Origin of the sequence: Rhodovulum sp. DZ06 (assembly GCF_050586345.1) — a bacterium.
GTDB lineage: Bacteria > Pseudomonadota > Alphaproteobacteria > Rhodobacterales > Rhodobacteraceae > JBOCEF01.
In genome coordinates this window covers 25,149-37,392 of sequence record NZ_JBOCEF010000010.1, presented here as the reverse complement: position 1 = coordinate 37,392, position 12,244 = coordinate 25,149, and the positions used below count along the sequence as shown (strand labels likewise).

13 protein-coding genes are annotated in these 12,244 nt (G+C 70.3%); 5 read left to right on the top strand and 8 right to left on the bottom strand.

From position 1 onward, the window contains the following. Position 1 precedes the first annotated feature (1 nt). Positions 2-412 carry a hypothetical protein gene (locus tag ACQ5SO_RS06775; protein ID WP_430940825.1) on the top strand — a complete coding sequence of 137 codons (411 nt, stop codon included), beginning with the start codon at positions 2-4 and terminating at the stop codon, positions 410-412. 61 nt (positions 413-473) lie between these two features. On the opposite strand, the gene irr is transcribed toward ACQ5SO_RS06775, so the two are convergent. Beyond that, positions 474-887, bottom strand: a complete 414-nt coding sequence (gene irr / locus ACQ5SO_RS06770; protein ID WP_430940824.1) for a Fur family transcriptional regulator Irr — start codon at positions 885-887, stop codon at positions 474-476. Between the two features lie 252 nt (positions 888-1,139). On the opposite strand from irr, the gene fabA reads away from it, so the two are divergent. The 4 genes from fabA (at position 1,140) to ACQ5SO_RS06750 (ending at position 4,770) form a co-directional block, all read left to right on the top strand. Then, a complete protein-coding gene (fabA, locus tag ACQ5SO_RS06765; protein ID WP_430940823.1) occupies positions 1,140-1,646 on the top strand; it encodes a bifunctional 3-hydroxydecanoyl-ACP dehydratase/trans-2-decenoyl-ACP isomerase in 507 nt (168 codons plus the stop codon). 43 nt (positions 1,647-1,689) lie between these two features. After that, positions 1,690-2,913, top strand: coding sequence for a beta-ketoacyl-ACP synthase I (fabB, locus tag ACQ5SO_RS06760; protein ID WP_430940822.1), 1,224 nt, complete (start codon positions 1,690-1,692; stop codon positions 2,911-2,913). A gap of 10 nt (positions 2,914-2,923) precedes the next feature. Further along, complete coding sequence (locus ACQ5SO_RS06755) at positions 2,924-3,715, top strand: enoyl-ACP reductase FabI (protein WP_430940821.1); 792 nt, start codon at positions 2,924-2,926, stop codon at positions 3,713-3,715. A 245-nt stretch (positions 3,716-3,960) separates the two neighbouring features. Beyond that, positions 3,961-4,770, top strand: coding sequence for a DVUA0089 family protein (locus tag ACQ5SO_RS06750; RefSeq protein ID WP_430940820.1), 810 nt, complete (start codon positions 3,961-3,963; stop codon positions 4,768-4,770). 270 nt (positions 4,771-5,040) lie between these two features. Here ACQ5SO_RS06750 and ACQ5SO_RS06745 read toward each other — a convergent pair whose 3' ends face one another. From ACQ5SO_RS06745 to truB, 7 genes are all read right to left on the bottom strand, one after another. Continuing rightward, a complete protein-coding gene (locus ACQ5SO_RS06745) occupies positions 5,041-5,985 on the bottom strand; it encodes a DMT family transporter (RefSeq protein WP_430940819.1) in 945 nt (314 codons plus the stop codon). A 132-nt stretch (positions 5,986-6,117) separates the two neighbouring features. Further along, positions 6,118-6,582, bottom strand: coding sequence for an SRPBCC domain-containing protein (locus tag ACQ5SO_RS06740; protein WP_430940818.1), 465 nt, complete (start codon positions 6,580-6,582; stop codon positions 6,118-6,120). Positions 6,583-6,656: 74 nt separating this feature from the next. Further along, complete coding sequence (locus tag ACQ5SO_RS06735; protein ID WP_430940889.1) at positions 6,657-7,127, bottom strand: AAA family ATPase; 471 nt, start codon at positions 7,125-7,127, stop codon at positions 6,657-6,659. Between the two features lie 193 nt (positions 7,128-7,320). After that, the gene (gene pnp, locus ACQ5SO_RS06730) at positions 7,321-9,441 is read right to left on the bottom strand and encodes a polyribonucleotide nucleotidyltransferase (protein ID WP_430940817.1); all 2,121 of its coding nucleotides are present in this window, start codon (positions 9,439-9,441) and stop codon (positions 7,321-7,323) included. 319 nt (positions 9,442-9,760) lie between these two features. Further along, on the bottom strand, positions 9,761-10,030 hold the full coding sequence (gene rpsO / locus ACQ5SO_RS06725) for a 30S ribosomal protein S15 (protein ID WP_430940816.1): 270 nt from the start codon (positions 10,028-10,030) through the stop codon (positions 9,761-9,763). A gap of 231 nt (positions 10,031-10,261) precedes the next feature. After that, entirely contained in the window at positions 10,262-11,134 is an 873-nt protein-coding gene (locus ACQ5SO_RS06720) for a VPLPA-CTERM sorting domain-containing protein (RefSeq protein WP_430940815.1), read from the bottom strand. A gap of 139 nt (positions 11,135-11,273) precedes the next feature. Then, positions 11,274-12,233 carry a tRNA pseudouridine(55) synthase TruB gene (truB, locus tag ACQ5SO_RS06715; RefSeq protein WP_430940814.1) on the bottom strand — a complete coding sequence of 320 codons (960 nt, stop codon included), beginning with the start codon at positions 12,231-12,233 and terminating at the stop codon, positions 11,274-11,276. Positions 12,234-12,244: the final 11 nt, after the last annotated feature.

Below are 12,244 nucleotides of genomic sequence, written 5' to 3'. Positions count from 1 at the left end.
GATGGAGATCTGGTTCCTCGCGCCCGCGATCGCCGGGGCGGTCTACATGCTGCTGGCGCTGCAGCTCTGGGGCGGGGTTCCGCCGGTCTACGCGCGTCCGAAGGCGGGGGACGCGGCCGACGCGATGCTGCGCCGCGTGGTCCCCTGGGCGATGGGCATGGCCGCGTCGGTGATGCTGGGCGTGGTCTCGGGGCGGATCGAGGCGGCGCTCGCCGTGGGCTTCTGCGGTCTCTGCGCCGGGCTGGCGGCGCGGCGGCGGATGAGGGCCGAGACGCGCGGCCTGCGCGGCTGGGTGCTGTCGGCGCCTGTGATCGCGGCGATCCCCGCCGCGGCGCTGCGCAACCCGATGCTGGTCTTCGATGCCTGGACGGCGGGTGGCGCGGCGCTGGCGGCGGCGCTGATCCTGCTCTGACCCGAGCGCACAGGGCAGGGGCCGTGGCCCCCCTTGGCGCCCCGCTGGCCCCGCGGCGCCGTCAGCCCGCGGCGGCGCGCAGGCGGATGACGACCTCGACCTTGGCGATCTCCTGCCCCTCGGGCGGGGTCGGCAGGGCGGCGAAGCTGACCGAGCCCGCGGGGGCGTCCGTCAGGCGCGCATCGTCTTCCCAGTAATAGTGCGGGTGGTCTTCGATGCAGGTGTCGTAATGGGTCCGGGCGCCGTCGACGGTGATCTCGGACAGCAGCCCCGCGGCGGTGAAGGCGCGCAGGGTGTTGTAGACGGTCGCCAGCGACACCGGCTCCTCGCCGTCGCGGGACGCTTCGAACAGCGACTCCGCGGTGGCATGCCGGTTGCGGCCGTCGCCGACCAGCAGCATGGCCAGCGCGCGGCGCTGCCGCGTCGGGCGCAGCCCGCCCTGGGCCAGCCAGTCGCGCGCCCGGGCCTCGGCCATTGCGCCGGTTTCTGTCGAAAGAGGATCCATGAGCGACTGATTAGCGTTCCGGGCGTCCTTCGATCAACCCCTTTGTCCGTCCCCCGCGGCTGCAAGACGCTTGTCCCGCGCCATTTTCGCGCCGCAGCAATGGCCCCCGGCGCTTGCGCCCGCGCGCGGGCGGGTGATAGGGAGAGGCCGATTTGCAACCTGACAGCGCCGGCGGCCCAGGCCCCGTTTCCCAGCGGGACAGACGACCGGTCGGGGAGACCCATGACCGAACGACAGAACGCGTACGACTTCGAGGGGCTCATGCAGTGCGCCCGGGGCGAGCTTTTCGGGCCGGGCAACGCCCAGCTGCCCGCCCCGCCGATGCTGATGATGAACCGCATCACCCACATCTCGGCCGAGGGCGGCGCCCACGGCAAGGGCCAGGTGGTCGCCGAATATGACGTGAAGCCGGAGAACTGGTTCTTCGACTGCCACTTCATCGGCGACCCGGTGATGCCCGGGTGCCTCGGGGTCGACGCGCTGTGGCAGCTGACCGGGTTCTTCCTCGGCTGGCTCGGGATGCAGGGCAAGGGCCGCGCGCTCGGCGTGGGCGAGGTGAAGTTCACCGAGATGGTGACCCCCGCCAACAAGCTGATCCGCTACGAGGTGGACGTCAAACGCGTCATCGACCGGCGCCTGAAGATGGGCGTGGCCGACGGCAAGATGTTCGTCGACGACAAGCTCGCCTACACCACCACCGACATGCGCGTGGGCCTGTTCCAGGAGTGAACGGGCCCCACGGCTGCACCTGAAGACAAACGGAGGCGTCCCAATGCGTCGCGTCGTCATCACCGGCTTCGGCATCGTGTCCTCGATCGGCACCAACGCCAATGAAGTGCTCGCCTCGCTGCGCGAGGGCAAGTCCGGCATCTCCTTTGCGGGCGACTACAAGGAGCACGGCTTCCGCTCCCAGATCCACGGCATGCCGGACATCGATCCGTCGGCGGTGATCGACAAGCGCAACATGCGCTTCATGGGCGACGGCGCGGCCTACAACTTCATCGCGATGGAGCAGGCGATCGCCGACTCGGGGCTGGAGGAGAAAGACGTCTCCAACCCGCGCACCGGCATCGTCATGGGCTCGGGCGGCCCGTCCACCAAGCAGCTGTTCCAGGCGCACAAGATCGTGGTCGAGAAGGGCTCGCCCAAGCGGATGGGGCCGTTCATGGTCACCCGCGGCATGTCCTCGACCAACTCGGCCTGCCTCGCGACGCCCTTCAAGATCAAGGGCGTGAACTACTCCATCACCTCGGCCTGCTCGACCTCGGCCCACTGCATCGGCAACGGCGTGGAGCAGATCCAGTTCGGCAAGCAGGACATCGTCTTCGCCGGCGGCGGCGAGGAGCTGGACTGGACCCTGTCCTGCCTCTTCGACGCGATGGGCGCGATGTCCTCGAAGTACAATGACAGCCCGACCACCGCCTCGCGCGCCTTCGACGCGACCCGCGACGGGTTCGTGATCGCCGGCGGCGCGGGCGTGGTGGTGCTCGAGGAGCTCGAGCACGCCAAGGCCCGCGGCGCGAAGATCTACGCCGAGGTCACCGGCTACGGCGCCACCTCGGACGGGCATGACATGGTCGCGCCCTCGGGCGAAGGCGCGGTGCGCTGCATGCAGCTCGCCACCTCGACGCTGGGCGACCGCAAGGTCGACTACATCAACGCCCACGGCACCTCGACCCCCGCGGGCGACGTGACCGAGGTGAAGGCGGTGCGCGAGGTGTTCGGCGAGGATCACTGCCCGATCTCCTCGACCAAGTCGCTGACCGGCCATTCGCTGGGCGCGACGGGCGTGCAGGAGGCGATCTACTGCCTGCTGATGCTCCAGAACGACTTCATCGCCGCCTCGGCCAACATCACCGAGCTGGACCCGGAGATCCGCCCCGAGGAGATCGCGATGGAGCGGGTCGACAATGCCGGCCTCGACACCGTCATCTCCAACAGCTTCGGCTTCGGCGGCACCAACGCCACGCTGGCGCTGAGCCGTTACCACGGCTGAGGACGGGGACATGACCGGACTGGTTCAGGGCAAACGCGGCCTCATCATGGGCGTCGCGAACGACAAGTCGATCGCGTGGGGTTGCGCGCGCGTGCTCGCCGCGCAGGGGGCCGAGCTGGCCTTCACCTACCAGGGCGAGCAGTTCGGCAAGCGGGTCGCCCCGCTGGCCGAAAGCGTGGGCGCGGGCGACATGCTGATCCCCGCCGACGTGCAGGACGACGCCTCGCTCGACGCGGTGTTCGCGCGGATCGAGGAGAAATGGGGCAAGCTGGACTTCCTGGTCCACGCCATCGCCTATTCCGACAAGTCGGAGCTGACCGGGCGCTTCACCAACACCTCCCGGGCCAACTTCCTCAAGTCGCTCGACATCTCCTGCTACTCCTTCATCGACCTGGCGCGGCGCGCGGCGCCGCTGATGACCGATGGCGGCTCGATCCTGACGATGACCTATCTCGGGGCGCAGAAGGTGACGCCGAACTACAACGTCATGGGCGTGGCCAAGGCCGCGCTCGAAGCGTCGGTGCGCTATCTCGCCAACGATCTCGGGCCCGACGGGATCCGCGTCAACGCGGTGTCGCCGGGGCCGATGCGGACCCTCGCCGGCTCGGCCATCGGCGGCGCGCGCAAGGTCTACAAGGAGACCGAGCAGAACGCGCCGATGCAGAAGAACGCCGATCTCGACCACGTGGGCGGGACCGCGGCCTGGCTGTGCTCGGATTACGGGGCCTCGACCACGGGCGAGGTGATCTTCGTCGATGGCGGCTACCACGCCCTCGGGATGCGGCGCCCCGAGAACCTTTGATGCGATGCAGCGCGGCGGCCCCTCGGCCGCCGCAACTGTGAAGGGCGGATTTTCGCCGCGTTCTCCGTGGGTTCATGGGGAGGGCGCCGGGGGCGTGCTGCGGCGCAGCGGCTCGACAGACAGCTAAGAATCTAGTAAGAGTTTCCGCGTGTGGGCCCGCGTCGCGCGTTCGGGCCCGGCCATGCGCCTGTGGGATGGCGCGCCGGCCGAACGATTTTGCGCGGGATTTTTGGGTGGTGAAACGCATGACGAATTCGACCGCAGCGCGCCTGTGCGCCGCAGCCGCGATCCTTTTTGGGGCCTCGACCTCGGCCCAGGCCATCACGGCCGGGTTCAGCGGCGCCTTCGGCGACGATAACGACAAGGTCGTGATCGAGTTCGGCGTGGGCGTCGGCGGCGCCGACGTGGAGCTGCGCAACTGGGGCTATGGCGGCGGGTCCTTCACCGCGGACGAGCTGAACGGCGTGGCCGGGTCGACCACCGCGGCCATCGGCGCCGGCAATTTCGACGGCATGCTGACGCTGTTCGATTCCGCCGGGAACGTGATCTATTCCAACGACAACACCGCCTACCGCCCCTCGACCGGCGGCGTGCTGACCTACCTGTCGGTGCCGACGGCCTATTCCGAATCGCTCGGTTTCGCCTATGCGCGCTACCAGGACCCGGAGATCCGCCAGACCCTGGACGCGGGCGTCTACACGCTGGTGCTGTCCCAGTACTACAACGTCAGCGAAGGCGGCGGCCCCCAGGGCGACTACCGCTATGACGGCGGGACCTACACCAACCCGAACTACACCACCCAGTCGCCGCGCGATTTCAACACGCGCTGCACCACCGGCTTCTTCTGCGACGTGGTCGCCTATGACGCGAACACCGGCTACAACCGCGCCGAGGAATGGCTGGTGGAGCTGGCGGGCGTGCAGTACGCGACCCTGATCGCCGAGGACAACCCGACGCCGACCACGATCCCGGTGCCGGCCGCGGCCCCGCTGCTGCTGGGCGGCCTGGCGGCACTGGGCGCGGTGGCGGCCAACCGGACGCGCCGCGCGCGCTGACGGCGGCGCCGCGCCCGCAGGCGCGGGACGGACGAGAGATGCAAAGACCGGCGGCCCCTCGGGGCCGCCGGTTTTCGTTTGCGGGGGCGGTGGGCGCGGGGGGGGGGGGGGGGGGGGGGGGGCCGGGGGGGGGCGTGCGTCCCTCGGGGGCGTCGAGCCCCCTCGGCCCGGCGTCGCCCGGGGGCGACGCGCGCGCCGCGGCGGGCCGGGCGCGGGGGGGGGCGGGGCCGGGGGGGCGAAGGCAGGGGCAGGGCGTGCGTGGGCGGCGGCTCAGCCCGCGGCGGCCTCGGCCGCCTTCTCGGCGCGCTTGCGGGCCAGCCGCTCGCGCCAGGCGTTGAACAGCCCCGCGGCCACCACCACCACCGCGCCGATCACGGTCCAGGCGTCGACGCTTTCCCCGAACAGCAGGATGCCGATCATGCTGACCAGCACCAGCTGCAGGTAGGTGATCGGCTGCACCACCACGGCCGAGGCGAGCTCGAACGCGCGGATCAGGAAGTAGTGCCCCGACATGCCGGTGACGCACAGGAGCGCCATCCAGGCCCAGTCCGAGGGCGTGAGCATGGTCGCCTGCCACACCCCCACCAGGGTGATCGCCGCCGCGCCCGCGACGCCGGTGTAGAAGAAGCTCGTCTCCGCCCCGTCATAGCGGCCCGCAAGGCGGGTCAGCAGGCCGTAGACGCCGATGCCGATGCCGCCGCCGATGGCCCAGAACACGTTGTGGTCCAGCTCGATCATCCCCGGGCGCAGGATCATCAGGATGCCGCAGAACCCCGCGGTGATCGCCAGCCAGCGCCGCCAGCCCACGGGTTCTCCCAGCACGGGGACCGAGAGGGCGGCGACCAGCAGCGGCGCGGCGGCCATGATCGCGTGGGTATGCGCCAACCCGAACCGGGCGAAGGCGGTGATCGCCAGCACCACCTGGAAGGCCAGCAGCGCCCCGCGGGCGATCTGCAGCCAGGGGTGTTGCGTCTTCGCCACCGCCCGCACCCCGCCGGTGCGCCGCGCCGACAGCGCCAGCACGAACACCGCGAAGGCCCAGTAGCGCAGGGTCACGATCCAGATCGGGGGGTATTCGCTGGCGAGGTGCTTCGAGATGCCGTCCTGCGCGGCGAAGATCACCACCGCGACCACCGCGAAGAAGATGCCCTGCTCGACCGGCGTCTTGGGAAGGGCGGGAAGGCGGAGGCGGCCCGTGGCCGACGGGACGGACATGGGAAGGCTCCCGAAGGGTTGAAATGGCGTGGAAACGGGACTCGCCCGCGACCGGAAGGCTAACCGATAAGGCTGCCTGCGTAAACTGTGCACATGCGAAGAAATGTGCGGATGCAGCGCGCGGCGGCGGGGTCAGAGGAACCCGGCGGCGACCTCCTCGAGCTGGTCGACGGCCGCGCCCCAGCCCTCTTCGAACCCCATCGCCGCGTGGCGGTCCCGATCGGCGGCCGAGGCGTGCAGCACCCGCACGGCATAGAGCGTGCCCGGACCGTCGGCGGTCATCGCGATCTCGGCGGTCATCGGCAGCGCCGGCGCGGCGGGGCGGAAGCCGGGGCCGAGCGCGGTGGTGAACACGAGGCGCGAGCAGGGCGCGGCCTCGAGGATGCAGCCCGCGTTCTCCTGCCGCTCGCCCCCGGGGCCGTGGAGCACGGTCACGAAGGCGCCGCCGGGATGCAGCTCCAGCGCCGTCACCTCGGCCCGCCAGGGGCGCGGGGCGAACCAGCGCGACACCGCCCCGGCCGAGGACCAGGCCGCCCAGACGGCGTGGACGGGCGGGGCGAGGCGGCGGGAGAGGGCGAGGTCGGCGTCGTCGGACATGGGGGCCTCCGGGAAGTCGCTGCGCACGCCCCCAAGCCTGCGGGCGCGGGGGCGGGGCGGTCAACCTCGGGCCGTCAGGCGCCGTCCGGGGCGTGGCGGATGGTGTTGAAGCCTTCCTCGGCGGCCGGGGGGGTGAAATGGCGGGTGATCTCGTGGAACTGCGCCTCGGTCGCGGCGAAGGCGTGGTCCCCGGCGGCGTTGCGGGCGCGCAGGCGGGCGAGGCAGACCTCGTCCGGCACGTCGAGGACATGCAGCGCGTGGGCGCAGCCCGCCTCGTCCACGATGCCGCGCATCCAGGCCCGGGTCCGCGGCGTGTTGGCGGGGAAGTCGAGCGCCACGCTCACCCCCGCCCGCAGCAGCGCCACGACATGCGGCCCCATCGCGGCGCGCAGGCGGGCGGAGCGGCGCACGTAGTCGGCGACGCTTGTCAGCTCTCCGGCATGAAGGGCGGCGAGCCAGTCATCCTCGGCGATCACCACCGCGCCATCGGCGGCGAGGCGGGCGCAGAGGGTGGATTTCCCGGCGGCGATCTTGCCGCACATCATGTGCAGCACGGGTTGAACGGTCGTCACGGCGGGCTCCTCTCGGCGCGCGGGGGAAGCGCCGCTGATAGGCCGCGCGCGCGCATCGGCGCAAGTGCGCGCGCCTGCACGAGCGCGTGAGAGCGCCGCGGCCCCCGAAACGCAAAAGGGCCCCGGCGTCGCCGGGGCCCCTTCATCATCGCGATCCGGGCGTGGATCAGGCGATTTCCTGGCCGGTGGCCTGGTCCACGACCTTCATCGACAGGCGCACCTTGCCGCGATCGTCGAAGCCCAGCAGCTTGACCTTCACTTCCTGGCCTTCCTTGACCAGGTCGCGCGGGTTGGCGCCGCGCTCGTTGGTCATCTGGGAGACGTGGACGAGGCCGTCGCGCTTGCCGAAGAAGTTCACGAAGGCGCCGAAGTCCATGATCTTCACGACCTTGCCGGTGTAGACCTTGCCCTGCTCGGGCTCGGCCACGATCGAGTTGATCAGCTCGCGCGCCTTCTCGATGCAGGCCGCGTCCGGCGAGGCCAGCTTGATCAGGCCGTCGTCGTTGATGTCGACCTTGGCGCCCGACTCCTCGACGATGCCGCGGATGACCTTGCCGCCCGAGCCGATCACTTCGCGGATCTTGTCGGGGTTGATCTGCATGGTCTCGATGCGCGGGGCATGGGCCGAGAATTCCTGGCGGCCGGCGGTCAGCGCCTTGGCCATCTCGCCCAGGATGTGCAGACGGCCGTCCTTGGCCTGGGCCAGAGCCTGCTTCATGATCTCGGGGGTGATGCCCGCGACCTTGATGTCCATCTGCAGCGAGGTGACGCCCGCCTCGGTGCCCGCGACCTTGAAGTCCATGTCGCCGAGGTGATCCTCGTCGCCCAGGATGTCGGTCAGGACCGCGAACTGGCCGTCATCCTGCAGGATCAGGCCCATGGCGACGCCGGCCACCGGGGCCTTCAGCGGCACGCCCGCATCCATCATCGCCAGCGAGGAGCCGCAGACGGTGGCCATGGAGGACGAGCCGTTGGACTCGGTGATCTCGGACACCAGGCGGATGGTGTAGGGGAAGTCGGTGGCGGCGGGCAGGACGGCCTGCAGCGCGCGCCACGCCAGCTTGCCGTGGCCCACTTCGCGGCGTCCCGGAGGGCCCATGCGGCCCGCTTCGCCGACCGAGTAGGGCGGGAAGTTGTAGTGCAGCAGGAACCGCTCGCGCCATTCGCCTTCGAGCGCGTCGATGATCTGCTCGTCATCGCCGGTGCCGAGGGTGGTGACCACCAGGCCCTGGGTCTCGCCGCGGGTGAACAGGGACGAGCCGTGGGTGCGCGGCAGGACCGACACTTCCGACACGATCGGGCGCACGGTCGCGAGGTCGCGGCCGTCGATGCGCTTGCCGGTGGCGATCACGTCGCCGCGCAGCACTTCGGACTCCAGCGCCTTGAAGCAGGACTTCAGGGCCTTCTCGTCCTCGCGCTGCTCCTCCGTCAGGGCGGCGGCGATGGCGTCGCGCGCGGCGGCCACGGCGGCCTGGCGCTCCAGCTTGTCGCGGATCGCGAAGGCGGCGCGCATCTGCTCGACGCCCGCTTCCTTGACGGCGGCGTAGAGGGCCGAGTTGTCCGGAACGTCGAACTCGAACGGCTCCTTCGCCGCCTCTTCCGCGAGACCGATGATCATGTCGATCACCGGCTGCATCTGGGCGTGGCCGAAGGTGACGGCGCCGAGCATCTCTTCCTCGGAGAGCTCATAGGCCTCCGATTCCACCATCATCACCGCGTCCTTGGTGCCGGCGACGACGAGGTTCAGCTTCTGCTCGGGGTTCTCGCAGAGCTTCTGCATGTCGGCGACGTCGGGGTTCAGGACGTATTCGCCGTCCACGTAGCCCACGCGCGCGGCGCCGATCGGGCCGAGGAACGGCGCGCCGGAGATGGTCAGCGCGGCCGAGGCGGCGACCATGGCGACGATGTCGGGATCGTTCTCGAGGTCATGGGACAGAACGGTGCAGACCACCTGGGTCTCGTTCTGGAAGCCCTTGACGAAGAGCGGGCGGATCGGCCGGTCGATGAGGCGCGAGGTCAGCGTCTCTTTTTCGGTCGGGCGCGCCTCACGCTTGAAGAAGCCGCCGGGGATCTTGCCCGCGGCGTAGTACTTCTCCTGATAGTGGACGGTGAGCGGGAAGAAGTCGAGGCCCGGCTTGGGGGCCTTCTGGAAGGTCACGGCGGCCAGCACCGAGGTCTCGCCATAGGTGGCGATGACGGCGCCGTCGGCCTGGCGGGCGACGCGGCCCGTTTCCAGCGTCAGCTCGCGGCCGCCCCACTGGATGGATTTCTTGACGATGTCGAACATGCGTTTTCCCTTTCGGCACGGACGGGCCCCCTGGCCTCGGCCGCGTGTCGCGTCTCTCGCCGGAGACGGGCCCCTGATGCGTATCGCCTTGGCTTCAACCCCGGGGCCGGGGGGAGGAAACGCTGCGGTCGTGCGGCCGGGCGCCCTTTCGGGGCGGGAGCCGGCCTGGTCGGCGCGCCGCCCCTCGGGGGCGGGGCGCGGCGGGGGCGGACCCCCGGGTGTGCGGCGGGCTGGGCCCGGCGCGGCCGGGGGGCGTCAGCGGCCCCCCGAAACGTGGGCGGGGGCGCGTCCGGTGTCGGACGCGCCCCCGCGGGACGGATCAGCGGCGGATGCCGAGCTTGGTGATGATGGTCTTGTACCGGGCCTCGTCGCGGGCCTTGACGTAATCCAGCAGCTTGCGGCGCTGGGCGACCATCTTCAGCAGCCCGCGGCGGCTGTGGTTGTCCTTCTTGTGGCTCTTGAAGTGCTCGGTCAGGTTCGTGATCCGCTCGGTCAGGATCGCGATCTGCACTTCGGGGGAACCGGTGTCGCCGTCTTTGGTCGCGTGCTCTTTGATGAGCGCTTCCTTGCGTTCGGCAGTGATCGACATCGGGGGCCTCCTTCGGCTTGGGTGTTGAAGACGCGCCGCCAGGGCGCGCGCGCAGCGCGGCCGGGCCGGGATGTCGTCCAGCACGGTCGCAGGGCGCGAAGGCGTCATATGCACGGGATCGGGGGGGATGAAAAGCAAAAACCGCCCCGGCGGGCGGTTCTTCGGCAAAGGAAAACGCCGCGCCCGGGGTCGGGGCGCGGCGTGGTCCGTTTCAGCGCTGGCGCGGCCCGATCAGGCGCGCTTGCGGCGGCTCGCCACCGCGAACCCGGCGAGGCCCGCCAGCATCAGCGGCATCGCGGCCGGGACCGGGACGACCGCGCCGCGCAGGCCGTCATTGCCGTAGGTGATGTTGTCGATCATCACCCAGTCGCCGCAGATCTCGACGCCGGTGTCGCAGACGCCGCCGGCGCCGATCGCGTTCACGAAGGTGTCGGTCAGGGTCACGTAGGCCATGTTCTCGGCGTAGATGCCGTAGAACTGGCCGTCGGACACCTCGCCGATCGCCACGTAGCCGATCTCCAGCTCCTCGAGCAGGTTGTCGTCCGAGTCGTAGGCGCGCAGGATCCAGTTCGCGTCGTTCGCGCCGAAGTTGAACCCGAACGTGTTCATGGTGGTCGCGAAATCGAACCGGAACTCGTTGGTGTAATTCGGCTGGAAGTCCTGGTACTCGCCCGTCGCCTGGTTGACGACGCGCTTGGCCCAGTTCTGCATCGAGACGCCCGAGACGTTGAAGTCCTCGGGGCCGGTGTAGTCGACGAAGGTGAAGTCCGTCGGGTCGACCGGGTTGTAGGCTTTCACCAGCGTGACTTCAGGCGTGAAGTACAGCGCCGAGGCGGCCCCGCCGTTCAGCGTGTCCGAACCGGAAATGGTCAGGTCGCCGATGGTCTGGGACGTGCGCGCGCCCACGCGCGGGTCGATGTAGTTCGGATTGGACCCCGGCGGATCGCCCGGGTTCGTGCTGGCCGGGAAGGACGTCGGAAAAACATCCGTCGCCACCGATTCGAAATCGACGACGGTCCCGTTCAGAATCGCATCGTTCGGCACGCCATAGCCGACGATCGGACTCGCCGCAGACGTTCCCGCGATCAGGAGGCCGCCAACCACCCCAAAGATGGCAGTCCTGTAAAAGGTCATAGAGTGTCCTTTCCCCAAAATTGGGCTCAATGCCTGTGCAGTATGACTCTGGCGTTCCGCGAAAGTCAACGAGAGGGCGCCGCGGTGCAGCGGATTCTGCACGGTTCCTTTACGAATGATCCGGCGCGGTCCGGGCCGGAAACACGCGCACCGGATGGATGCGCCCGGCGCGCAGCGTGCCGATGGCGACCGGTTCCCCGTCGTGAGAGGCCCAGACCGCGTCCTCATCCGCCCCTTCGGCCGTTTCATCGCGCGGATCGTCCCCCGCGCCCGCCGCCGTCGCGGCCACGTCCCGCCCCTGCCGCAGGCGCGCCGCCGCGTCCGCGTCGACCCGGTGCTCCTGCAGGTCATGCAGCCCCGCGGCGACCGGCAGAAGCCGCGCTTTCGGGTCCCGCGATTCGCGCAGGGTCTCCAGCTCCTCCCAGCTCAGGCAGTCCGACAGCTCGAACGGCCCCGACCAGATTCGCCGCAGCGCGGTGACATGCCCGAGGCAGCCGAGCGCGTCCCCGAGGTCCCGCGCGATGGAGCGCACGTAGCCGCCCTTGCCGCAGACCAGCTCGAATGCGGCATGGTCGGCGTCCGGCATGTCCAGCAGCTCCAGCTTCTCGACCCAGAGGGGGCGGGATTTCAGCGCCACCGCCTCGCCCGCGCGGGCGAGGTCATAGGCCCGCCTGCCGTCGACCTTGATCGCGGAATAGGCGGGGGGGACCTGCTCGATCTCGCCGGTGAAGCGGGGCAGGGCGGCGCGGATCTCGTCCCCGGTCGGGCGCAGGTCCGACGTCTCCACCACCTCGCCCTCCAGGTCGTCGGTCGAGGTCCGCCCGCCCCAGCGCACGGTGAAGCGATACGCCTTCAGCGCGTCGGTGACGTAAGGCACGGTCTTGGTCGCCTCGCCCAGGGCGACGGCGACCACGCCGGTGGCAAGCGGGTCGAGCGTGCCCGAATGCCCCGCCTTCTGCGCCTTCAGCCCCCAGCGGGCCTTGGCGACGACCTGGGTCGAGGTGACGTGGAGCGGTTTGTCCACCAGCAGCCACCCGTCGACCGGGTCGCCCTTCTTGCGCCGCGCCATCTCATGCCTCC

Bases quoted from the DNA above. Each gene is read 5' to 3' on its own strand.
- ACQ5SO_RS06775 (WP_430940825.1), top strand. From the start codon at position 2: ATGGAGATCTGGTTCCTCGCGCCCGCGATCGCCGGGGCGGTCTACATG.
- irr (WP_430940824.1), bottom strand. From the start codon at position 887: ATGGCCGAGGCCCGGGCGCGCGACTGGCTGGCCCAGGGCGGGCTGCGC.
- fabA (WP_430940823.1), top strand. From the start codon at position 1,140: ATGACCGAACGACAGAACGCGTACGACTTCGAGGGGCTCATGCAGTGC.
- fabB (WP_430940822.1), top strand. From the start codon at position 1,690: ATGCGTCGCGTCGTCATCACCGGCTTCGGCATCGTGTCCTCGATCGGC.
- ACQ5SO_RS06755 (WP_430940821.1), top strand. From the start codon at position 2,924: ATGACCGGACTGGTTCAGGGCAAACGCGGCCTCATCATGGGCGTCGCG.
- ACQ5SO_RS06750 (WP_430940820.1), top strand. From the start codon at position 3,961: ATGACGAATTCGACCGCAGCGCGCCTGTGCGCCGCAGCCGCGATCCTT.
- ACQ5SO_RS06745 (WP_430940819.1), bottom strand. From the start codon at position 5,985: ATGTCCGTCCCGTCGGCCACGGGCCGCCTCCGCCTTCCCGCCCTTCCC.
- ACQ5SO_RS06740 (WP_430940818.1), bottom strand. From the start codon at position 6,582: ATGTCCGACGACGCCGACCTCGCCCTCTCCCGCCGCCTCGCCCCGCCC.
- ACQ5SO_RS06735 (WP_430940889.1), bottom strand. From the start codon at position 7,127: ATGATGTGCGGCAAGATCGCCGCCGGGAAATCCACCCTCTGCGCCCGC.
- pnp (WP_430940817.1), bottom strand. From the start codon at position 9,441: ATGTTCGACATCGTCAAGAAATCCATCCAGTGGGGCGGCCGCGAGCTG.
- rpsO (WP_430940816.1), bottom strand. From the start codon at position 10,030: ATGTCGATCACTGCCGAACGCAAGGAAGCGCTCATCAAAGAGCACGCG.
- truB (WP_430940814.1), bottom strand. From the start codon at position 12,233: ATGGCGCGGCGCAAGAAGGGCGACCCGGTCGACGGGTGGCTGCTGGTG.